This is a genomic window from Conexibacter stalactiti, assembly GCF_033542075.1.
GTDB lineage: Bacteria > Actinomycetota > Thermoleophilia > Solirubrobacterales > Solirubrobacteraceae > Conexibacter > Conexibacter stalactiti.
In genome coordinates this window covers 1-21,865 of the sequence record NZ_JAWSTH010000052.1, presented here as the reverse complement: position 1 = coordinate 21,865, position 21,865 = coordinate 1, and the positions used below count along the sequence as shown (strand labels likewise).

19 protein-coding genes are annotated in these 21,865 nt (G+C 74.4%); 2 read left to right on the top strand and 17 right to left on the bottom strand.

Annotation, left to right across the window (positions count from 1 at the left end; genetic code table 11):
- The first annotated feature begins 27 nt into the window (after positions 1–27).
- Positions 28–969, top strand: coding sequence for an amidohydrolase family protein (locus R7226_RS18345; RefSeq protein WP_318598693.1), 942 nt, complete (start codon positions 28–30; stop codon positions 967–969).
- 8 nt (positions 970–977) lie between these two features.
- Here R7226_RS18345 and R7226_RS18340 read toward each other — a convergent pair whose 3' ends face one another.
- From R7226_RS18340 to R7226_RS18325, 4 genes are read right to left on the bottom strand one after another with little or no spacing between them, the layout of a single operon-like run.
- The gene (locus tag R7226_RS18340) at positions 978–1,676 is read right to left on the bottom strand and encodes a GntR family transcriptional regulator (RefSeq protein ID WP_318598692.1); all 699 of its coding nucleotides are present in this window, start codon (positions 1,674–1,676) and stop codon (positions 978–980) included.
- Between the two features lie 22 nt (positions 1,677–1,698).
- Entirely contained in the window at positions 1,699–2,073 is a 375-nt protein-coding gene (locus R7226_RS18335; RefSeq protein WP_318598691.1) for a hypothetical protein, read from the bottom strand.
- Complete coding sequence (locus tag R7226_RS18330) at positions 2,070–3,863, bottom strand: hydantoinase B/oxoprolinase family protein (RefSeq protein ID WP_318598690.1); 1,794 nt, start codon at positions 3,861–3,863, stop codon at positions 2,070–2,072. Before R7226_RS18330 ends, R7226_RS18335 begins: the two co-directional genes overlap by 4 nt.
- Positions 3,860–5,995, bottom strand: a complete 2,136-nt coding sequence (locus R7226_RS18325; RefSeq protein ID WP_318598689.1) for a hydantoinase/oxoprolinase family protein — start codon at positions 5,993–5,995, stop codon at positions 3,860–3,862. The genes R7226_RS18330 and R7226_RS18325 overlap by 4 nt, the downstream gene beginning before the upstream one ends.
- Between R7226_RS18325 and R7226_RS18320 the strand changes: the two genes are divergently transcribed.
- Positions 5,989–6,750: an SDR family NAD(P)-dependent oxidoreductase gene (locus tag R7226_RS18320; RefSeq protein WP_318598688.1), complete on the top strand. Its 762-nt coding sequence runs from the start codon at positions 5,989–5,991 to the stop codon at positions 6,748–6,750. The genes R7226_RS18325 and R7226_RS18320 overlap by 7 nt on opposite strands.
- A gap of 5 nt (positions 6,751–6,755) precedes the next feature.
- On the opposite strand, the gene R7226_RS18315 is transcribed toward R7226_RS18320, so the two are convergent.
- The 13 genes from R7226_RS18315 to R7226_RS18255 form a co-directional block, all read right to left on the bottom strand.
- Entirely contained in the window at positions 6,756–7,844 is a 1,089-nt protein-coding gene (locus tag R7226_RS18315; protein WP_318598687.1) for an alpha/beta hydrolase family protein, read from the bottom strand.
- On the bottom strand, positions 7,844–8,509 hold the full coding sequence (locus R7226_RS18310; protein ID WP_318598686.1) for a pyridoxamine 5'-phosphate oxidase family protein: 666 nt from the start codon (positions 8,507–8,509) through the stop codon (positions 7,844–7,846). Before R7226_RS18310 ends, R7226_RS18315 begins: the two co-directional genes overlap by 1 nt.
- Complete coding sequence (locus R7226_RS18305) at positions 8,506–10,314, bottom strand: hydantoinase B/oxoprolinase family protein (RefSeq protein WP_318598685.1); 1,809 nt, start codon at positions 10,312–10,314, stop codon at positions 8,506–8,508. The genes R7226_RS18310 and R7226_RS18305 overlap by 4 nt, the downstream gene beginning before the upstream one ends.
- Positions 10,311–12,461 carry a hydantoinase/oxoprolinase family protein gene (locus R7226_RS18300; RefSeq protein WP_318598684.1) on the bottom strand — a complete coding sequence of 717 codons (2,151 nt, stop codon included), beginning with the start codon at positions 12,459–12,461 and terminating at the stop codon, positions 10,311–10,313. Before R7226_RS18300 ends, R7226_RS18305 begins: the two co-directional genes overlap by 4 nt.
- A 54-nt stretch (positions 12,462–12,515) precedes the next feature.
- Positions 12,516–13,298 carry an SDR family NAD(P)-dependent oxidoreductase gene (locus tag R7226_RS18295; protein WP_318598683.1) on the bottom strand — a complete coding sequence of 261 codons (783 nt, stop codon included), beginning with the start codon at positions 13,296–13,298 and terminating at the stop codon, positions 12,516–12,518.
- Complete coding sequence (locus R7226_RS18290) at positions 13,295–13,663, bottom strand: hypothetical protein (RefSeq protein WP_318598682.1); 369 nt, start codon at positions 13,661–13,663, stop codon at positions 13,295–13,297. The genes R7226_RS18295 and R7226_RS18290 overlap by 4 nt, the downstream gene beginning before the upstream one ends.
- The gene (locus R7226_RS18285) at positions 13,647–14,135 is read right to left on the bottom strand and encodes a (2Fe-2S)-binding protein (RefSeq protein WP_318598681.1); all 489 of its coding nucleotides are present in this window, start codon (positions 14,133–14,135) and stop codon (positions 13,647–13,649) included. The genes R7226_RS18290 and R7226_RS18285 overlap by 17 nt, the downstream gene beginning before the upstream one ends.
- A complete protein-coding gene (locus tag R7226_RS18280) occupies positions 14,132–15,004 on the bottom strand; it encodes an FAD binding domain-containing protein (protein ID WP_318598713.1) in 873 nt (290 codons plus the stop codon). Before R7226_RS18280 ends, R7226_RS18285 begins: the two co-directional genes overlap by 4 nt.
- 5 nt (positions 15,005–15,009) lie before the next feature.
- A complete protein-coding gene (locus R7226_RS18275; RefSeq protein ID WP_318598680.1) occupies positions 15,010–17,328 on the bottom strand; it encodes a xanthine dehydrogenase family protein molybdopterin-binding subunit in 2,319 nt (772 codons plus the stop codon).
- A gap of 21 nt (positions 17,329–17,349) precedes the next feature.
- Positions 17,350–18,618 (bottom strand): sugar ABC transporter substrate-binding protein, encoded by a 1,269-nt coding sequence (locus tag R7226_RS18270; RefSeq protein WP_318598679.1) that lies wholly within the window; start codon positions 18,616–18,618, stop codon positions 17,350–17,352.
- 66 nt (positions 18,619–18,684) lie between these two features.
- Positions 18,685–20,211 carry a sugar ABC transporter ATP-binding protein gene (locus R7226_RS18265; protein ID WP_318598678.1) on the bottom strand — a complete coding sequence of 509 codons (1,527 nt, stop codon included), beginning with the start codon at positions 20,209–20,211 and terminating at the stop codon, positions 18,685–18,687.
- The gene (locus tag R7226_RS18260) at positions 20,208–21,239 is read right to left on the bottom strand and encodes an ABC transporter permease (protein ID WP_318598677.1); all 1,032 of its coding nucleotides are present in this window, start codon (positions 21,237–21,239) and stop codon (positions 20,208–20,210) included. The genes R7226_RS18265 and R7226_RS18260 overlap by 4 nt, the downstream gene beginning before the upstream one ends.
- A 360-nt stretch (positions 21,240–21,599) precedes the next feature.
- Positions 21,600–21,865 (bottom strand): helix-turn-helix domain-containing protein (locus tag R7226_RS18255; RefSeq protein ID WP_318598676.1); only part of this gene is annotated, 266 nt, incomplete at its 5' end.

The following is a 21,865-nucleotide window of genomic DNA, read 5'->3' as shown; positions in this document are numbered from 1 at the left end:
TTTCGCACACCCTCCCGGAGCCCCTCCATGCCTGGAATCGACGTTCATACGCACCTCGCCCCGCTGTTTGAGGACGGCTCCGCGGCCGGCGTCACCGCGACGCCCGACGGCCGCCTCGACGTGGACGGCCACGTCGTCGGGCCGGGCGGGCTGTACGCGCCCGACCAGCTCGTCGCGTACCTCGACCGGGTCGGCCTCGACGCGGCCGCCGTCTCCGTGCCGCCGCCGTTCTTCCGTCAGCGCCTCGACGCCGACGACGCCGCCGCCTGGGCGCGCGCCGTCAACGACGGCCTGCTTGCCGCCGTCGGCGGCCGCGAGCGGCTGCTGCCGCTCGCCTACCTGCCGCTGGAGCATCCGCAGGTCGCGCTCGCCGAGTACGAGCGGGTGCGCGGCGACGGGCGCTGGGCCGGCCTCTGCGCCAGCGCCGGCGGCCGCTCCGTCTCGCTCGCCGACGACGCGCTCGCGCCGCTGTGGCGCGCGCTCGACGACGACGCCCGCCTGCTGCTGCTGCACCCCGGCAGCTCGCCCGACGCGCGCCTGGCCGAGTTCTACCTCGCGAACCTGCTCGGCAACCCGGTCGAGACGGCGGTCGCCGCCGCGCAGCTCGTCTTCGGCGACGTGCTGCCGGCCCACCCGCGCATGCGCGTGCTGCTGGTCCACTGCGGCGGCTGCCTCGGCAGCGTCGTCGGCCGCTGGGAGCGCGGCGTCGCGACCGATCGGCCTGGCCTCAAGCCGCTGACCGAGTCGCCGCGCGAGGCGGTCCGCCGCCTGCACGTCGACTGCCTCGCGCACGACCCCGTGCTCGTCACGCAGGCGGTCGAGCTGTTCGGCCCCGACAAGCTGCTGCTCGGCAGCGACTGGCCCTTCCCGATGGGGATCGACGACCCGCGCGAGCTGATCGCCCACCTGCCCGCCGAGCTGCGCGAGCGCGTCGCCGTCGACAACGCGCGAGCGGCGCTGGGGATCTGACGTCGGAGCTAGCGTCCGCCGCCTCCCAGCCGCGTCGCGACGAGGTCGGCGGTGGAGCGCAGGTGGGAGGCGAGCAGCGCGGCGGCAGCGCGGCCGTCGCCGGCCTCCAGGGCGGTCAGCATGCGGCCGTGCTCCTCGGCGCGGCGGCGCACGTGGCCGGGGTCGCGCATCGACTCGACGCGATAGCGCTCGCTGTTGCGCCAGGCCGGCTCCAGCGAGCGCACCAGCCACTCCGAGCCGGAGGCGCGGTAGAGCGTGAAGTGGAAGCGCTCGTGCGCGTCGCGCGCGCCGACGCGGTCGCCGGAGCGGTTGGCCGCGTCCTGCTCGCGCAGCGCCGCGCGCGCCTGCGCCGCCTGCTGCGGCGTGAAGCGGTCGGCGGCCGCCAGCAGCGCCAGCGATTCGAGGCTGATGCGCGTGAAGTAGGTGTCGCGCAGGTCCTCCAACGTCAGCGGCCGCACCCACGCGCCCTTGTGCGCGACGATCTCGACCAGCCCGAAGCCGGCCAGCCGCCGCAGCGCCTCGCGCACCGGCATGATCGACATCCCGAGCTGCTGCGCCAGCTCCTGCAGCCGCAACGGCGCGCCCGGCGGGATCTTGCCGTCCATGATCGCCTCGAACAGCGCTTCCTCGGCCTGGTCGCTGGCCGTCTGCCGGCTCGGTCTGCTGACGACCTGCGCCTCGTACGCCTCGCCTCCGCTGCTGAACATCGCTCCCGCCCCCTCTGCCCGCTCAGTCGTTCCCGAAGAAGAGGCGGCGGCCGACGCGCGCCTCGACCTTCATGTACTTCCACAGCCGGTCGGCCCCGACCTCGAACTCGCGCAGCACGTTGGTGACCTGCTTGACCGCCTCCAGGTCGGGCGCGTCGGCAAGCACGTACGCCGTCCACGGATAGGTCGTCGACGCGCCGACCTGCAGGTCGTCGTCGTCCAGCGTCCCGAGCACGGTCAGGCCGAAGCGGCCGCCGAGGTCGTCGTAGGCGCGCGTGATCGTCTCCCCGACCGCTGTGCGCGTCTCCGCGTCCGCGTCGAAGAAGGCCTGTGTCACGCCGAAGCAGAGCAGGACGCGCAGCTGCTCGCTGTCGCGCCGGCGGATCGCGTCGGTCATCTCGTCTCCCGCAGTCGGGTCGTGGTGTCGGCATCGAGCGTGCCGTCGGGGTGCAGCGCGACGCGGTAGGTGTCGCGGGCGCGCTCGCGCGTGACGTAGCCCTCGCGCACGTCGGCGACGACGCGCGCCGGCTCGCGCTCGCGCGGCGGGCCGTAGCCGGCGCCGCCGCAGGAGATCGAGACGAGCCGCTCGCCGGGCGCGACCGTCACCTGCGCGTAGGTCCCCAGCTCCCCGCCGAGCGTGCCGTCGGCGCTCCGCAGACGCTGCTGCGCCGGCGCGCCGTCGAGGCCGCCGCGCACGCCGGCGGCCGGGTTCTCGGTCCCGTCGGAGAGCCAGATCACCTCCAGCTCGCAGCCAACCGGCCCGTACTCGACGTGCGCGCCGGGCGAGCCGCGGCGGCGCCCGGCGCCCTCGCTGTCGGCGATCAAGCGCTGCTCGTGGACGCGGATCGGGTACTTCATCTCGTCGATCTCGACGCTGTCGCGCAGCAGGAAGCCGGCGGCGCCGATCCCCAGCGTCGTCAGCCAGCCGTCGGCGACCGGGCCGCCGGCGCCGCCGGTGACCGCGAGCATCAGCTGGTTGACGAACGGGCCGCCGTGCTCGCGTGGGTCGACGCCGGAGATGACGCCGGTCGCGGGCGGCTGGTTGCGGCCGGTCGCCGCCATCCCGCAGCCCTCCCCCAGCTCCGCGAGCGCGCCGGCGACGAGGTTGGCGGTCAGCTCCGAGAGGTTGGTCGTCGCGGCCGAGCAGGAGTGCGGATGGCGCGGGATCCCGACGACGCAGTTCTCGCGCAGCCTCACCTCGATGCGGCGGAAGCTGCCGGCGTTCGGCGGCACCTCGGCGCCGAGGCCGGTGAAGATCCCGATCATCGCCGCCGTCTTGGAGGTCGCGCGCGTGAGGTTGAGGCCGCACGGCAGGCAGTCGGGGTTGTCGGTCAGGTCGACGGCGATCCGCCCTGCCTGCGGGTCCACGTCGACCGCGACCTGGACGGGGACGCCGTCGGGGGCGCCGGGGACGGGATCGTGGCGGCCGCGCGTGACCGCTCGCCCGGCCGGCAGCCGGCCGATCGCGTCGGCCATCCGCCGCTCGCTGTAGTCGAACCAGTCGCGCTCGTAGTCGGCGAGCGCCTGCGGGCCCAGCTCGTCGAGCAGCTCCAGCAGCCGCCGCTCACCGATCCGCGCGGCGCCGAGCAGCGCGAGGAAGTCGCCGTGCCACAGCTCCGGCACGCGGATGCGCGTGCGCGCCATCTCCAGCACGTCGGCGCGGTCCTGGTAGTCGTGCTGGACCTGGACGCAGGGGAAGATCAGCGCGCCCTCCTCGTAGACGTCTCTCGCCGCCGCCGAGTAGGTCGTCGGAATCGCGTTGCCGCAGTCGGCGAGGTGGGCCTTTGCGAGCACGGTGTAGCGGTGGACGCCGGCGTCGTCGATCACCGGCACCAGCAGCGACCAGTCGGCCGCGTGCGAGTTGCCGTGGTAGGGCGAGTTGTTGAGGAAGGCGTCGCCGCGTTTGAGGTTCGGGTGCGCCTGCTTCATGTGCGCGGCCATCAGGTCGGGGCCGCTCATCACGTGGATCGGCAGGCTCTCGGCCATCGCCAGCAGCTCGTCGCCGGCGGTCAGCACGCAGCAGGAGAAGTCGCGCGCGGTGTTGAGGATCGCGCTGCGGGCCGTCCGCAGCAGCGTGTTCATCATCGCCCGCGAGATCCCCTCGAAGCGGTTGTTCAGGAGCGCGAGGCGGAGGCCGTCGGGCTGGGGCGCGGCGGCGGGCTCGCGGGCGGCGTCGGGCTGGCTCATCGGTTCGTCTCCAGGGGTCGCAGCAGCAGCGTTCCGCTCGCCGCCAGCTCGGCCGAGGCGCCGGGCTCGACGACGACGGTCGTGACCGGCGACTCGACGAAGGCCGGTCCTTCGACGCGGTCGCCGGGGCTCAGGTCGGCGACGCGGTGGACGGGCACGTCGGTCGTCCCGATCGCGGCGAAGTGGGCGCGGCGGGTCGTGAGCACCGCAACTCCGCGGTCGCTCTGCGGCCGTGAGCTTCCAGTGCTCGCGTCCGGCGTCGCGATTTCGAGATCGGGGCTGCCGAGGTCGCAGCGGATGCGCGCCCGCCACGTCACCAGCTCGACCTCGGCGTCGCGGTCGGCGACGGCGAAGAGGCTCTCGTGCAGGCGGTGGAAGTCCTCGCGCAGCGTCGCCACGTCGGCCGGCGTCGCGATCGAGCCGCTGCGCAGGGGCAGCTCGATCTCCCACACCTGCTGCGGATAGCGCGCCTCGACCGAGTAGGTGATCTCGCTGCCGAGCGCGCCCGCGCCCGGCCCCTCGGCGAACTCGCGGCAGCGCAGCTCCAGTCGCCGCAGCACCTGCTCGGCGCGCGCGTGGTCGAAGGCGCCGCTGCTCAGCACGGCCGTCTCGGCGACGTCGGTCTGCAGGTCACTCAGCAGCACGCCGGTCGCCGAGAGCGTCGCCGCGACCGCGGGCAGCGCGACCAGCGGGCTGCCGAGGCGGCGCGCGATCGCGCACGAGTAGAGGCCGCTGCCGCCCCCGCCGCCGATCATCACCGTGCCGGCCGGCTCGATCCCCTGCTGCAACGTCAGCTCCTCGATCACCCGCACCATCCGCTCGACCGCGAGCTGCACGACCGCCGCCGCGGCCGCCTCGACGTCGAGCCCCAGCGGCCCGCCGACGTCGCGTTGCAGCGCGGCGCGCGCCGCGTCGCCGTCGAGCGTCAGCTCGCCGCCGAGGAAGTAGGCGGGGTCGATCCAGCCGAGCGCGACGCAGGCGTCGGTGACGGTCGCGCGCACGCCGCCTCTGGCGTAGCAGGCGGGACCGGGGTCGGCGCCCGCGCTCTGCGGCCCGACGTGCAGCAGGCCGCCGTCGTCGACCCACGCGATCGAGCCGCCGCCGGCGCCGATCGAGGTCGTGTCGACCGACGGGAAGCCGGTCGTGAAACCGAACGTCGGGTGGCCGACGACCGACTCGCGCGTCCACGGCAGGACGCCGTCGCGCAGCACGCTGACGTCGTAGGTGGTGCCGCCGGCGTCGGTCACGATCGCCGTGTCGCGAGCGGCGTCGAGCTGCGCGAAGTGGCGGCCGGCGACCGGCGCGGCGGCCGGGCCGGAGCCGATCGAGTGGATCGGCGCGGCGGCGACGGCGTGCGCGTCGAGCGTGCCGCCCGAGGAGGTCATGATCAGCAGCCGGCCCTCGAAGCCGGCGCCGCGCAGCCGCTCGCCGAGCTGCTGGAGGAACGTGCTCATCAGCGGCTTGAGCGAGGCGTCGATCGCGGCGCTGGAGGTGCGGCGGTACTCCCGCAGCGCCGGGTTGAGCTGGTGCGAGAGCGTGAACGGGATCCCCGGCAGCTCCTCCGCGATCAGCTCGCCGAGGCGCAGCTCGTGGGCCGGCTCGACGATCGACCACAGCAGGCAGACGGCGATCGCCTCGGTGTGGTGATCGGGCAGCGTGCGCAGCAGCGCGCGGGTCTTCGCCTCGTCGAGCGGCGTGACGATCTCGCCGCCGGCGCCGACCCGCTCGGGGATCTCGAAGGTGAGCGCGCGCGGGACGTACGGCGCCGGGTACTCGTGCGAATAGTCGAACAGGCTCGGGCGGCCGCCGCCCTCGCGCAGCGTGAGCGTGTCGGGGTGGCCGGCGGTGGTGAGGAGGGCGGTGCGGGCGGTCGCGCCCTCGACGATCGCGTTCGTCGCGCGGGTGGTGCCGAAGACGAGCTGGTCGCCGCGCGCGAGCAGCTCCTGCCGCGTGCAGCCGAAGTCCTGCGCGGCGGCGTCGAGCGCGTCGAGCAGCCCCTCGACCGGGTCGGCCGGCGTCGTCGGCCGCTTGAAGATCCGCAGCCCGCCCGAGTCGCCCGCGACGACGAGGTCCGTGAACGTGCCGCCCGTGTCGACGCCGAAGCGGAGGCGGTTATCGTTGATCAATGGCATCCGAGGACTCCTTCGATGGGCGGCGCGTCGCGCTCGTGACCGGGGCCGCGCGCGGGCTCGGGCGGGCGATCGCCGCGACCCTGCTCGAGCGCGGCCACGACGTGGTGCTCGCCGATCTCGACGGCGACGCGCTGCGCGAGACGCAGGCACAGCTCGATCCCGGTCTGCGACGCAGCGACGCGGTCGTCGCCGACGTCAGCGAGCGCGGCCAGTTCGAGGCCGCCTTCGCCGTCGCGCAGGCCCGCGGCGGCCGCGTGCACGTGCTCGTGAACAACGCCGGCAAGACGGTCAGCCGCCCGTTCTTCGAGATCGAGCAGCAGGAGTGGGACGAGCTGATGGCGGTCAACCTGCGCAGCGTGCTGTTCGGCTGCCAGATCGCCGGCGCGCACATGCGCGCCGCGGGCGGCGGCCGGATCGTCAACATGGCCTCGCTCGCGGGGCAGCGCGGCGGGCTCGTCGCCGGCGCCCACTACGCCGCCTCGAAGGCCGGCATCCTCGTGCTGACGAAGATCGTCGCCGCCGAGCTGGCGCCGCACGGCGTGACCGTCAACGCCGTCGCCCCCGCGGCGATCGACGGGCCGGTGATGCAGGCGCTCGGCGAGGAGCGGATCGCGCAGCTGGAGGCGGCGATCCCGGTCGGCCGCGTCGGCCGCCCGGAGGAGGTCGCGGCGCTCGTCGCCCACCTCGCCGGTGACGACGCGGGCTTCGTGACGGGCGCCTGCTTCGACGTCAACGGCGGCGTGTCGATGCGGTGAGGTGCTCACAACAGCGCCTCCAACCGGTTCGCGATCGTCGCCCACGCCGCCGAGCGCGGCTCGATCGGGGCTAAGTGCTCGACGCCCTCCAGCTCCAGCAGCTCGACCCAGTCCCCGGCCGCCGCGGCGCGCTCGGCGTAGCTGCGGTTCATGTCGACGTTGTCGGGCTGGTCGGCCGTGCCGTGCACGAGCAGCTGGCGCACGCCGAGCGGCAGCAGTTCGTGAGGCGAGGCGAGCGCGTAGCGCTCGGGGAACTCGTCGGGCCGCCCGCCGAGCAGCGCGGTCGCGCCGTCGTCGTAGGTCGCCCGCCGCGACGTCTCGGCCATGTCCGGCAGGCCGGCGAGCGAGACGACGAGGGCGGGCGGGTGGCGTGCCGCCGCCCACAGCGCCAGGTGGCCGCCGGCGGAGTGGCCGAGGAGGGCGACGCGGGCGAGGTCGAGCGGGGCGTCGAGCTGCGCGAGCAGGTCGATCGCGGCGGCGACGTCGTCGAACGTCTGCGGCCAACCGCCGCCCTCCCCCACGCGCCGGTACTCGACGTTCCAGCTCGCGTAGCCGCGCCGCGCGAGGTCGACCGCGAGCGCGTCCATCAGGTCGCGCTCCCACTGCGCCCGCCAGGCGCCGCCGTGCAGCAGCGCGACGACGGGGAAGCCTCCGGGCGGCGCGGCGCCGGCCGGCAGCCGCAGGTCGCCGACCTGGTCGCGGCCGTCGCCGTAGGCGTGGGTCGAGAACGGCCACGCGGCGCGCTCCAGCAGGCTGCGCAGCGCCCAGCGGTGGCCGTCGATCCCGCGGCCGCGGACGGTCTGCACACGCGCCGCGGAGATCGTCGCCGGCGGCGGCCCCAGCGCCGCCTCCAGCTCGAACCAGATCAGCGGGCCGGCGGCGCGGGCGGCGGCCGCGGCCTGCACCTCCTCGTTCCCGCTGAGATCGCCCGGGGCGAAGATGACGGGAGCCGGTGTGGCAAGTTCACGCAGGAGGGAGACGGCGTCCTCGCACACCACCAGCTCCACCGCGACCCCCTCCTGCGCCGCGCACCAGCGCTCCAGCGACGGGCGGTGGCAGTCGACGCCCGGGCCATGCAAGACGACGATGCGCATCAGTACAGCTCCGCCGTCTCGGAGTCGGCCAGCAGCCTGCGCTCGGCGGCGTCGGGGGCGGTCTGGTCGCGCAGCATCGCGCCGAGCGTCGGCAGCTCTCCGCGCACCGCGAACGACTCCGGATCCCACACCCGGCCGCGCTTGAACGCCCGCCCGCAGTGCAGGAAGACCTCCTCCGCCGTCACGACGAGCGCGCTGCGCGGCTCCCTCCCGCCGACCGCCATCGACGCCAGCAGCTGCGGATCGGCCGTGATCGCCGCGCGGCCGTTGACGCGCAGCGTGTCGTCGCAGCCGGGGACGACGAACAGCAGCCCGGCGTGCGGGTTCTCCAGCACGTTGCGCAACCCGTCGAGGCGGTCGTTGCCCTTGCGGTCGGGCAGCGCGAGGCGGTGGTCGTCGAGCACGCGCACGAAGCCCGGCCCGTCGCCGCGCGGTGAGACGTCGCAGCGGCCGTCGGCGCCCGCCGTCGCCACGAAGACGAGCGGCGAGCGGGCGACGAAGCGGCGGCAGTGGCCGTCGAGCGCGTCGAGCTGCTTGCGCAGCACGAGCGGGTGCGGCTCGCGATAGCGCGCCCGCAGCGCGGCGAGCGAGTCGATCGCGTGCGGGTCAAGCCCGCCCGCGCCGCCAACGCCGCCGCCGTCGAGGCCACCGCCGCCGGGCGTCACGCGGTGACTCCGGCCAGCAGCCGCGCGCGGCCCGTCAGCGCCCCGCGGCGCTCCTCCGTCCCCTCCACGTCGACCGCCCCGTCGCCGTCGAGCACGACGCCGTAGACCTCCTCGGCGCGCGACGGCGAGACCCAGCCCTCGCGCACGTCCTTGCGCACGCGCTCGGGGTCGCGGTCGGTCGGCGGGCCGTACCCGCCCCCGCCGGTCGAGCGCGAGACGATCGTCTCGCCGGCCTCCAGCACCACCTGGCCGTGCGCGCCGAGCCGCTCCAGCGTGCCGTCGACGCGGCGGCGGAACTGCTCGGCGCGCGCGCCGGGCAGGCCGCCTCGCACGCCCTCGGGCGCCGTCTCGGTCCCGTCGCTCATGTAGATCACCTCCAGCTGCGTGTCGATCGGCCCGTACTCGACGAGCGCGCCCGGGGCGCCGCGGAAGCGGCCGGCGCCCTCGGAGTCCGGGATGATCTCCTGCCGCCGCACCTCGATCGGGTACTTCATCTCGTCGATCTCGACCGAGTCGTGCAGCTGCAGGCCGGCGACGCCGACGCCGATCACCGTCAGCCAGCCGTCGGCGTGCGGCGCGCCCGCGCCGTTGGTCACAAGCAGGCAGAGGAAGTTGATGAACGGGCCCCGGCCCTCGCGCGGGTCGACGCCGGAGATCACGCCCATCGCCGGCGGCAGCACCTTGCCGATCTCGGCCATCCCGAAGCCGTCGCCGAGCTTCGCGACGCCCATCGCGACCGCCTTGCCGAGCGTCTCCGCCAGGTTGGTCGTCGCGGCCGAGCACGAGAACGGGTGGCGCGGGATCCCGACGACGCAGTTCTCGCGCAGCTTCACGTCGATGCGGCGGAAGCTGCCGGCGTTCGGCGGCACCTGCTGCGCGAGGCTGGAGAAGATCCCCGTCATCGAGTTGGAGACGGCGGTCGCCTCGGTCAGGTTCAGGCCGATCGGGAGGCAGTCGAGGTTGTCGGTCAGGTCGATCTCGATGCGGCCGGCGTCGGGGTCGACGGCGAGGTCGACGTTGATCGGCACGCCGTCGGGCGCGCCCGGCAGCGGGTCGTGCGCGAGCCTCACCCGCACCTGGCCGCCGGGCAGGTCGGCGATCGCGTTCGCCATCCGCTGCTCGCAGTAGTCGAACCAGGTCGTCTGGTAGTCGCGCAGCGTCTCCTCGCCCAGCTCGTCGAGCAGCTCCAGCAGCCGCCGCTCGCCGACGCGCGTCGAGCCGAGGATCGCGAGGAAGTCGCCGTGCCACATGTCCGGCACGCGGATCCGCACCTGGCACTGACGCACGAAGTCGTCGACGACCTCGTACTGGTCCTGCACCTTCGTGCAGGGGAAGATCAGCGCGCCCTCCTGATAGACGTCGGTCGCGTCGGCGTAGAAGGTCGTCGGGATCGAGTTGCCGCAGTCGGCGACGTGCGCCTTCGCGAAGACGGTGTAGCGGTGCACGCCGGCGTCGTCGATGACCGGCGCGAGGATGCACCAGTCGGCGGCGTGCGAGTTGCCGTCGTAGGGCGAGTTGTGCAGGAAGGCGTCGCCGCGCTTCAGTCTCGGGTGGACCCTTCTCATGTACGCGGCCTGGATGTCGGGGCCGCGGAAGGTGTGGCAGGGGAGCGATTCGGCGACGGTCAGGATCTCGTCGTCGGCGGTCAGGATCCCGCAGGAGAAGTCGCGCGCGACGTTCATGATCGCCGAGCGCGCGCTGCGCAGCAGCGTGTTCATCATCGCGCCGACGATCGCGTCGAGGCGGTTGGTGACGAGCGCGAGCTGGAGGCCGTCGAGCGTTCTGGTGCCGGTGGTCGGGGTCATCGCGGCTGCTCCGTTTCGACGAGGGCGGGGGTGAGGACGGGGGTTGCGGCGGCGCCGGTCAGCAGCAGCAGCGAGCCGGAGTCGAGCCGTTGCAGCGCGGCCCCCGGCGGGACGACGACGGTCGTGACGGGCGACTCCACGATCGCGGGGCCGGCGACGGCCGCGCCGGCCGCGAGCTGCTCGATGCGGTGGACGGCGGTCGCGACGGTGCCGTGGCCGCTGAAGTAGGCCGCGCGCGTGCGCGGCTCCTCCGGGGCGGCGGCCGGCGCGGCGATCGTCACGTCGGCGGCCTCGTGCAGACGGCAGCTGACGTGCGCGTGCCAGGAGACGATCTCGATCCCCGAGTCGCCGTCGCTGAAGGCGAACAGCTCCTCGTGGGCGCGGTGGAAGGCCTGCTCCAGCGCGGCGACGTCGTCCTCGCTCGCGAACCGCTGCACTGGCAGCGGCACCTCGACCTCCCACACCTGGTTCGGGTAGCGCGCCTCGACCGACAGCCGCACCTCCGAGGCGACCGCGTCGCGTCCGGCGCCGGCGCGGAACGCCTCGCAGTCGGCGACGAGCGCCTCCAGCGTTGCGTTCGCGGTGGCCGCGTCGAAGGCGCGCGAGGAGGAGAGCTGGATCCGCTGGAAGTCGCGCGACAGCTCGCTCAGCAGCGCGCCGGCGGCGCTCAGCGCGGCCGAGACGGCGGGGATCACGACGCGCTCGGAGCCGAGCCGTCTGGCGATCGTCGCCGCGTACAGTCCCGCGCCGCCGCCCCCGCCGACCGTCACCGCCTCGCGCGGGTCGAGCCCCTGGTTGAGCGTGATCTCCTCGATCGCGGTCACCATCCGCTCGCAGGCGAGGTCGAGCACGGCGGCGGCCGCCTGCTCGACCGGCAGGCCGAGCGGCTCGGCGACGTCGCGGCTGATCGCCTGCCGCGCCAGCGCCGGCTCGATCCGCATCTCGCCGCCGAGGAAGTAGTCGGGGTCGAGCCAGCCGAGCACGACGCAGGCGTCGGTGACGGTTGGGCGTGTGCCGCCGCGGTTCCAGCAGACGGGGCCCGGGTCGGAGCCGGCCGACTGCGGGCCGACGTGCAGCATGCCGCCGTCGTCGACCCAGCCGATCGAGCCGCCGCCGGCGCCGACGCTCTTGACGTCGACCGACGGGAAGCCGGTGATGTTGCCCTGCACCGGGTGGCCGACGATCGTCTCGCGCGTCCACGGGATCCGCCCGCGGCGGATCAGGCCGACGTCGTAGGTGGTGCCGCCGGCGTCGGTCACGATCGCGTAGTCGGAGCCGGCGTCGATGCTGGCGAAGTGGCGCCCGGCGACCGGCGCCGCGGCCGGGCCGGAGCCGATCGAGTGGATCGGGCTGTCCCACACGTCGCGCGCGTCGAGCACGCCGCCGGCCGAGGTCAGGATCAGCAGGCGGCCGCCGAAGCCGGCGATCCGCAGGCGCTCGTCGAGGTCGCCGATGTAGCGGCTCATCAGCGGCTTCAGTGAGGCGTCGATCGCGGCGCTGGAGGCGCGCCGGTACTCGCGCACGGTCGGGTTGAGCGCGTGCGAGAGCGTCACCGGGACGCCCGGCAGGTGCTCGCGCAGCAGCTCGCCGACGCGCAGCTCGTGGACCGGGTTGACGACCGACCACAGCAGGCAGACCGCGACCGCCTCGACGCGCTCCTCGCGCAGCCGCGCGGCGATCTCGACGACCGCCTGCTCGTCGAGCGGTCGCCGCACCTGGCCCTCGGCGCCGATCCGCTCCGGCACCTCGAAGGTCAGCGCGCGCGGCACGTACGGGTCGGGATAGGTCTGCGTGTAGTCCATCGGCGTGATGCGACCGCCGCCCTCGCGGATCAGCAGCACGTCGCGGTGGCCGTCGGTCGTCAGCAGCGCGGTGCGGGCGGTCGCGCCCTCGACGATCGCGTTGGTCGCGCGCGTCGTGCCGTGGATGAACATCCCGGCTCGGCCGAGCAGCTCGCCGCTGTCGGTGCCCAGCTCGGCGGCGGCCGCCTCGACGACGTCGAGCAGCCCGCGGACGGGATCGTCCGGGGTCGTCGGGCGCTTGAAGAAGCGCAGCCCGCCCGGCAGGCCCTCGACGACCAGGTCGGTGAACGTGCCGCCGGTGTCGACGCCGAAGCGCAGCCCGCCGGTCTCCTGTGATGGGGTCATGTGCGTGGGTTCGTCCTCGTGGTGTTCGGCGGGATTCGGCGCGGTGCGGGCGCCTCAGCGCATCGCGGCGCCGCCGTTGACGTCGTAGGTCGCGCCGGTGACGAAGCCGGCGTCGTCGGAGGCGAGGAAGGCGACGAGCGCGGCGACCTCGCGCGGGCTGCCGATGCGGCCGACGGGGATGGAGCCGACGAGCCGCTGGAGGATCTCCGGCGCGACCGTCTTCACCATCGGCGTCTCGATCGGGCCGGGCGCGACCGCGTTGACGGTCACGCCGTCGCGCGCCAGCTCAGCGGCGAAGGAGCGGGTGAGCGCGATCACACCGGCCTTCGAGGCGGCGTAGGGGATCCCGCTCGGTCGCGGCGCCTGGCCGGCGAGCGAGGCGATGTTGACGATCCGGCCCCAGCCGCGCTCGCTCATGCGCGCGCCGGCCGCGCGGCTGAGCAGGAAGACGGCGCGCAGGTTCGTGTCGAGCACGTCGTCCCATTCGTCGACGGTGATCTCTGGGAGCGGCGTCGGCGTCGTGTACGCGGCGCTGTTGACGAGGACGTCGAGGCGGCCCCAGCGTTCGTGGGCCGCGGCGACCGCGGGCTCGATCGCGGCGGCGTCGCGGAGGTCGAGCGTGAGCGCGTGGGTGGCCGTCTGGTCGGGGTCGAGCCGCGCTTGGGTGGCGGTGTTGGCCTGCTCGTCGCGGTCGACGAGCACGACGCGGTGGCCGCGCGCGAGCAGCTCCTGCGCGATCGCCGCGCCGACGCCCTGGGCGCTGCCGGTGACGAGCGCGACGCGCGCGCCCGCATGCGCCGCATTCGCGCTGGGCGCGCTGTCGCCGGGCGCGCTCATGATCTCGCGAAGAAGAGCGGGCGGCCGATCCGCGCCTCGACCTTGACGTACTTCCACAGCCGGTTCTCGAGCACCGGCGTCTCGCGCACGATGTTGCAGACCGCGATCACCGCCTCTGTCGAGGGCGCGTCGGCGATCACGTACGCCGTCCACGGCCACGCCGCCGACGGCCCGACCTGCAGCTGGTCGTCGTCCATGCTCGCGAGCACCGTCACGCCGAAGCGCGCGTGGAGACCGTCGAAGGCGGTGTCGAAGGCGGCGACGCAGGCGTTCACGTGCTCGGTGTCGGCGCGGTAGAAGTCGGGCGTCAGCCCGAAGGCGAACAGCACGCGCAGCTGCTCTGGTTGCTCACGCCGAAGGTCCACGGCGCTCCCTTTCGTGGTGGTCGTCGGCCCAGGCCAGGACGGCCTGCACCACTTTCTGGTAGCCCGTGCAGCGGCAGAGGTTGCCCGCGAGCGCGCGGCGGATGGCGGACTCGTCAGCGGCGGGCTCGGCCGCGAGCGCGGCCATCACGATCCCCGGCGTGCAGAAGCCGCACTGGATCGCGCCGTGCTCGACGAGCGCCCGCTGGAGCGGGTGGGGATCGCCCGGCCCGCCGTCACCGTGCACGCCCTCGACGGTCGTGACCGCGCGGCCGCCGGCCTGCGCCGCGAGCAGGATGCAGGCGTTGACGGGAGCGCCGTCGAGCAGCACCGTGCAGGCACCGCACTCGCCGTCGTCACACCCCTCCTTCGCTCCGGTCAGCCCGAGTCGCTCGCGCAGCAGCTCCAGCAGAGTGGTCTGCGGTGGCAGGTCGAGCGTGCGCGGCTCGCCGTTGACGGTGAGCGTGACGGTCATCGGGCCCGCTCCACTGCCGTGTCCAACGCCCGCCGCAACGCGACCTCGACGACCGCCTCGCGGTAGGCAGCCGGGGCGCGGTGGTCGTCGATCGCGGCGGTGTGACCGACAGCGGCGCGTGCCGCGGCGTCGAGCACCGCCGGCTCCGGCGCGGCGCCGATCAGCAGCGCCTCGGCGGCCGGTGCCCGCAGGCAGGTCGACGCGACAGCGCAGAGCGCGACCCGCGCCGCGGCGATCGTCGCGCCGCCGGGCGCGAGCACGACCTCAGCCGCCGCCCCCGCCAACGCCACCTCCATCGCCGCCCGTCCGCCGATGCGAACGTAGGCGGAGCCGGCGCGCGGCGCGGCGTCGCCCGGCGCGGCGGCGGGCGGAAGCTCGATCGCGACGAGCAGCTCCCCCGCGCGCAGGTCGACGCGGCCGGGGCCGAGCAGGAACTGCTCCAACGGCAGGCGGCGGGTGCCGCCGGCCGCGGCCAGTTCGACCGTCGCGCCGAGCGCCAGCAGCGGCGCGCCGAGGTCCATCGCGGGCGAGCCGTTGACGAGGTTGCCGCCGACGGTCGCGACGGTCCGCGTCGCGGGCGCGCCGATCAGGGCGGCGGCGTCGGCGAGCGCGGTCGCGCCCGGCCGGACGCGCGGGTCGCGCTCCAGTGCGGCGACGGTCGTCGCGGCGCCGATCCGCAGCCCGCCGCCGGGCTGCGGCGCGATTCCGGCGAGCGAGCCCAGCTCGTGCAGCAGCAGCCACGCGGCCGGCTGCTCGCGCCGCCCCGCCCGCAGCGCCGGCACGACGTCGCTCCCACCCGCCACGACCAGCGCTTCCGGCCGCGCAGCCAGCACCGCCAGCGCCTCCGCCAGCGTGCGCGGCACCGCCATCGCGCTCACGACGCCGCCTCGGCATCGCGCAGGGCGGCCCACACGCGGTGGGGGAGCATCGGGAGCTGGCGGAGCTGGACGCCGGTGGCGTCGGCGATCGCGTTGGCGACGGCGCCGGCGGCGGCGATCACGCCGGCCTCGCCGATCCCGCGCGCGCCGCGGGGGCCGTCGCCGGGCGTGCGCGGGGCGATCAGCTCGACGTCGATCGGCGGGACGTCGGCGGCCGTCTGGAGGCGGTAGTCCATCAGCCGCGTCGTCAGCTGCCGGCCACCGTCGAGCACCGCCCCCTCGCTCAGCGCCAGCCCGAGCGAGTGGGCGACCCCGCCCTCGATCTGACCCTCGGCGCCGGGGCGGTTGAGCACCTCGCCGACGTCATGACAGGCGACGACGCGGCGCACGACGACGCGGCCGGTCGCCGGGTCGACCGCGACCCGCGCCGCGCAGCAGTAGTAGGCCGGGAACGGGAACGACGAGTACATCGCCCGCCCTTGCGAGCGCGCCGCGCCCGGCTCCGCGGGCCGCTCCGGCGGCTGTGGCGAGACCTCGGCGGCGAGCGGCCGGCCGGCGGCCTGCGCGGCAGCGGCGAGATCGGCGATCGGGATGCGCTCCTCCCCTGCCGTTGCACGCCCGCCTTGCAGCACGACCTCCGACGCCGCGCAGCCCAGCCGCTCCGCCGCATCCGCGCGCAGCCGCGCCGCGACCTCGTCGGCGGCGGCGAGCGCGGCGCGGCCGGCGTTGAACGTCGTCTGGCTGCCGAGGCTGCCGTAGTCGAACGGCGTCGCGCCGGTGTCCTGGTGGACGAGCGCCACCCGCTCGACCGTGATCCCGAGCACGTCGGCGACCAGCGCCGGCAGCGCGACCGCCGCGCCGGAGCCGTTGTCCTGCGCGCCGCTGACGAGCGTCGCGCTGCCGTCGGCGTGCATCCGCACGCTCGCGCCCGAGGGCAGCGGCACGTTGCCCCACGTGCCGACCGCGAAGCCGACCCCTTCGAGCCAGCCTGGTTCGGGCGCAGCCCCGCCACCCGCTCGCATCACCTCCTCCGCCCGCAGCAGGCAGTCGCGCGCGGTCGGGCGGACGAGGCGCTGGCCGGTCGGACCCGTGTCGCCGTCGCCGACGAGGTTGCGCAGGCGGAAGGCGATCGGGTCGAGGTCGGCGCGGGCGGCCAGCGCGTCGGTGTGCTGCTCCAGCGCCCAGCAGAGCTGCGGCCCGGTCGGTGCGCGCGTCGAGCCGGCCGGCGTGCGCGAGGTGTAGACGGTGTGGGCCTCGATCGCGAGGTCGTCGATCCGGTACGGACCGACGGCCATCAAGGTCGCGATCTCGCTCGCGGTCGGGCCGTGCGAGGCATAGGCGCCGCTGTCGAGCACGAGCCGCGCGCGGCGGGCGGCGATCGTGCCGTCCTCGCGCAACGCGGTCGAGAAGGTCATCGAGATCGGGTGGCGGGTGAGGTCGGGGACGACGAACTCCTCCGCGCGGCTCAGCACCAGCCGCACCGGCCGCCCCGCGGCACGCGAGAGCGCGGCCGCATGCGCTTCGAGGTGGAAGTCGCACTTGCCGCCGAAGCCGCCGCCGAGGTGGGTGACGACGACGCGCACGGCCGACTCGGGCAGCCCGAGCGTCAGCGCGACGCCGGCGCGCGCGAGGAACGGGACCTGCGTCGTCGTCCAGATCGTGACCGCGCCGTCGCGCCAGTCGGCCAGCACGGCGTGCGGCTCGATCGCGAGCGGGTGGGTCATGTCGGTCGCAAACGACTGCTCGACGACGGCGAACGCCGAAGCGAACCCCGCATCCACATCACCCTTCACGAGCGTCACGTGCGCGCAGTCGTTGGCGCTGCGCGTCTCCTCGCGGTCGATCGCGTACGAACGCCACGCGGGGTGCAGCGGAACCGCGTCCGCAGCCAACGCCGCCTCCGAGTCGAGCAGCGGCGGCAGGTCGTCCCACTCCGCGGAGATCAACCCCACCGCGGCATCAGCCTGCGCCCGCGTGTCGGCCGCGACCGCGGCGACGATCTCGCCCTCGTAGCGCGCGACCTCGTCGACGAACAGCGTGCGGTCGCGGACGCACATGCCGTAGCGCACGTCCGGCACGTCGACCTGCGTCAGCACGGCGCGCACCCCCGCGGCGGCCCGCGCCGCGCCCACGTCAAGCGACCGCAGCCGCGCATGCGGCCGACCGGCCAGCAGCAGCCGGGCGTGCAGCATGCCCGGCAGCTCCAGGTCGGCCGTGTAACGCGCCCGGCCCGACGCCTTCACGGCGCCGTCGGCCCGACCGCGGGCGCGCGCAGGCACCCGCGGACGGACGGCGGTGACGGTCGTCTGAGCCATGGCGTCAGGCGGCGGCCGCGATCAGCCGACGCCGTACTCCTTCGCCCACTTCGTCTTGAAGTAGGTCTCGTAGTCGGGGCCGTAGATCGGCGCCGGCCCGGAGGCGAGCGCGTTCTCTCTCGTGATCACGTACGGCTCCATGAACGGCAGCGAGTAGTCGTCGTAGATCGCCTCGCCCTGGTCGATCGAGTCGCCGCGGGTCCACTCGCGCAGCGCCTGGTCCATGCCGACCCAGACGGGCAGCGCCCAGGCGTAGTCGGCGACGGCGTCGGCTCTGCCGGAGCGGATGTCGGCGATCGTCTCGGGGCTGGAGAACATGCCGGCGACGACCGTTCTGCGCTCGCCCGGCTGCTTGGAGGCGACCGTCTGCGCCATCAGCGGCAGACAGAAGTCGCAGAGCGTCCACATGCCCGCGAGATCGGGGTTCTGCTCGAGCGTCTGACGAGTCGTGTTGAGCGTGTCCTGAACGGCGTTGGCGAGGTCGAGGTCGTGCTTGATCAGCTCGATCCCGCCGGCCGCCTCGATGTCGTCCTTGAGCTGGTTCTCCTCGTTGAGGCTGGCCACTCCGACGGTCGGCGCCGTGATCGCGAACAGTCTCTTCGGGTCGGCCGTGCTTCTCTCGTCCATCGCTCTGAAGAGCCACTCGTCGAGCGTTCTGGCGAGCGCGAAGCCGTCGATCCCGAGGTCGTTGATGTAGGGCGATCTGGTCGACGCCGAGCCGGTCCCGAACCACGGGATTCTTCTGTCACCGGCCTGCTTGACCGCCGAGCCCATCGGGCCCGGGTTCTGGCTGACCGAGAAGACGACGCTCGGGTTCTGCGAGACGATCGAGGTCGCGCACTGCGGGACCTTCTGCGCGTCGAAGTTCGGGTCGCAGACGTTGACTCTGTAGCCGAACAGGTCGCCGATCTCCTCGGCGGCCGCCTTGATCGCCTTGCTGGTGGCCGACTGCCCCGACAGCTGGATCACGCCGATCGATCTGCCGGTGGGCGGCTCGACCGGTTCGCCGGCGTCGGCCTCGCCGGCTCTGACGGCCTCCTCGGCCTCCTCGGGCGTGCCGGACCAGATGTAGCCGCCCGAGGCCTCTGCTCTGGGCGCCTCCGCCGGGGCGTCGGCGGCGGCCGTCGTGTCGGCCGGCGCGGCCGTCGTGGCGGCGCTGGTGTCGGCTGCGTCGTCGTCGGACGACCCGCAGCCGGCGACCGCGACACCCGCGACGAGCGCGAGCAGCACGGCCAACGCGGCACGCCGGAGCCTGGTGCCGGCACGCCACGCCTCTACGAAGCGATGCATGAGATGTTCCGTCCTTTGTTGCGAACCGGTGCCGCCCCGGACAGGGCGGCACCCCGTCTCACTGCGTCACGCGGCGGCGGCGTACGACAGCCGCACCAGCGCCTCCTCCGTGATCTCCTCACCCGCGACGGTCCCCGTCACGCGGCCCTCCTGCAGCGCGATCACGCGCGTGCAGAGGCCGACCAGCTCCGAGTAGTCCGACGAGATCACGATCGCCGCCCGCCCCTCGGCGGCGATCGCGCGGATGAGCGAGAACATCTCCTCCTTCGCCCCGACGTCGACCCCTTGGGCCGGCTCGTCGAAGATCAGCACGCGCTCGGAGCGCTGCAGCCACTTGGCCAGCACGACCTTCTGCTGGTTGCCGCCGGAGAGGCGCCGCACCTCCTGCGCGTCCGACGGCGTGCGGATCGCCAGCCGCTCGATCATCGCGCTCGTCGCACGCTTCTCGCTGGAACGCCGCGGCAGCGGCAGCAGTCTGCCGGCGCGGTGGCGGCCGAGCGAGGCGAGCGTGACGTTCTCGCGCACGTCGAAGTCGAGCACGAGCCCCTCGTGGCGGCGGTCCTCGGGCAGCAGCGCGATGCCGGCGCGGATCGCGTCGACCGGCGTTCTCGCGCGCAGCGCGGCGCCGTCGACCTCGATCGTGCCGGCGCTCGGGCGGTCGGCGCCGAAGACCATCCGCGCGACCTCGGTGCGGCCCGAGCCGACGAGCCCGGCGATCCCGAGGATCTCGCCGGCGTGCAGGTCGAAGCTGACGTCGGCGACGCGCGGCGGGCGCGCGAGGCCGCGCACGCGCAGCAGCGGCGTGGCGCCGTCGGCGACCTGCGGGGCCGGCGGCGCTCTGCGCTCGGCCGCGGCGGCGGCGCTGCCGGCGATCGCCTGCACGAGCGCGCCCTCGTCGAGGTCGCTGGTCGCGCGCTCCAGCGTCACGCGGCCGTCCTGCATCACGACGACGCGGTCGGTCAGCGAGACGATCTCGCCGAGCCGGTGGGAGACATAGACGACCGACTGGCCCTTGTCGCGCAGCCGTCGCACGATCGCGTGGAGGTGGCCGATCTCCTCGACCGTCAGCGAGACGCTCGGTTCGTCGAGCACCAGCACGCGCGCGTCGTGGTAGAGCGCGCGGGCGATCATCACGACGCGCTGCTCGACGCTGGAGAGGTCGCCGGCGTGCGCGTCGGGATCGATCTCGGCCTCCAGCTCGTCGAGCACCGCGGCGACCCGTCTGCGCAGCGGGCCGCGCGCGATCAGCAGGCCGGCGCGGCGCGGGTAGCGGGTCCCGAGCGCGACGTTCTCGGCGACCGTCAGCGAGGGGAAGTTGCCCAGCTCCTGATGGACGAAGGCGAGCCCGAGCTTGTGCGCGACGTGCGGCGCGTAGCCGGCGGGGAGCGGCTGGCCGTCGATCAGCACCTCGCCCTCGTCCGCGCTGGAGACGCCGGCGAGGACCTTGATCAGGCTGCTCTTGCCGGCGCCGTTCTTGCCGACGAGGCCGAGCACCTCGCCGCCGTGCAGGTCGAGGTCGGCGTGGTCGAGCGCGACGACGCCGGGGTAGCGCTTGACGAGCCCGCGCGCGGAGACGACCGGCGCGCCGCTCACTGCTCGCTCCCGCCGCGCACGAGCCGCGAGATCAGCACCGCGGCGGCGAGGATCCCGCCCTGGATGATCTGCACGAGCGGACCGCTGAGGCTGAGGATCGTCAGGCCGGTCCCGATGATCTGCAGGTAGAGCGCGCCGAGCGCGGTGCCGAGCGGCGTGAAGACGCCGACGCGGAACATGCTCGAGCCAAGGAAGGCGGCGGCGTACGCCGGCAGCAGCAGGCCGACACCGGTGTTGGGGTTGGCGGCGGCCGCCTGCGAGGTCATCAGCACGCCGGCGATCGCGGCGGTCAGACCGACGATCGCGAAGCCGACCGCGAGCAGCAGCCGCACGCGCAGGCCCGACAGCCGCGCCGCCTCGCGGTTGCCGCCGATCGCGTACATGTAGCGGCCGGGCTCGGTGTGGCGCAGCAGCACGTGCGCGATCAGCAGGACGGCGAGGCCGATGAAGACGACGTTGGAGAAGCCGAGGAAGGTGCCGTTGGCGATCTCGGCGTAGCCGGGCGCGATCCCCTCGAAGACGCTCTGGCTGTCGACGAGCTGCAGTCCGAGCCCGGTGAAGACCGTGCTCATCGCGATCGTGAGGATGAAGCTCGGCAGTCTCAGATAGGCGATCAGCACGCCCTGGCCGGCGCCGAGCGCGGTGCCGATCCCGAGCGTCAGGATGATCGCGACCCAGTAGTTCATCCCCTCGTACTGGGTCGAGAGGAGGACGACGACGATCGTCGCGCAGAGGCTGATGAGGCCGCCGACGGCGAGGTCGTACTCGTTCATCACGAGCACGACCGTGACCCCGAGCGCGACGATCAGCAGCGGCGCGCAGTCGCGCAGGATCCCCTTCATCGTCAGCGCGGTGAAGAACGAGTCGGGCCGCAGCAGGCTGAAGACGGCGAAGGTGATCACCATCGCCGCGAGCACGCCGTAGCGCGCCAGCACCGCCCGCACCTGCTGCGCCTGTGCGCGCTGCTGGGAGCGTCCGCCACCCGTGTCTGGAGCCGGTTGCCGTCTCGCGGTGAGGTCCGTCGCCATCGCCCATTCCTCTCGTGCCACATGCCGAGCCGAGCGCGGCCGCCGACGCGCGCCGCCGCGTCGGGACCGAGCGCGGGCGTGCACCATCGAGGGCGTCTCTGCTGTCTCCGTTCTCCTCCGACAGGCGGGCGGGGGCGCGCGACCTGCGCGACCTGCCCGTCACGGTCCGGGAGCGAGTCCCTGCGCGTCAGCCACCTGCGATCTGGGTGGGATCGACTGGCGTGCGACCGTGGTGGGCACGCTAGCGATATGCGTGATCAAATGTCAAGAATCTCGTACCAATTGAGCGTGCGGTCGAACCTTTCCTCTCCCGAAGGTGAGAGGTGAAAGGCGCGCGGAGGCTGCGAGTGATGGGGCGCGTCAGGCCGCGAGCGCGGCGGCGAGCGCGCCGCGGCCGTTGACCGCGAGCTTCACGAAGGCGCTCGCGAGATGGCTCTCGACCGTCTTCTCGCTGAGGAACAGCTCGGCCGCGATCGCGCGGTTGGTGGTGCCGCCGGCGGCCAGCTCGGCGACCTCGCGCTCGCGCGCGCTGAGCGCGGCGGCGCCGTCGAAGCGCCCGCCGCGGCCGCTGCGGTTGACGCGCCGCCCGATCCGCCGCAGCTCGCGCCGCGCCTCGCCGCGCAGCC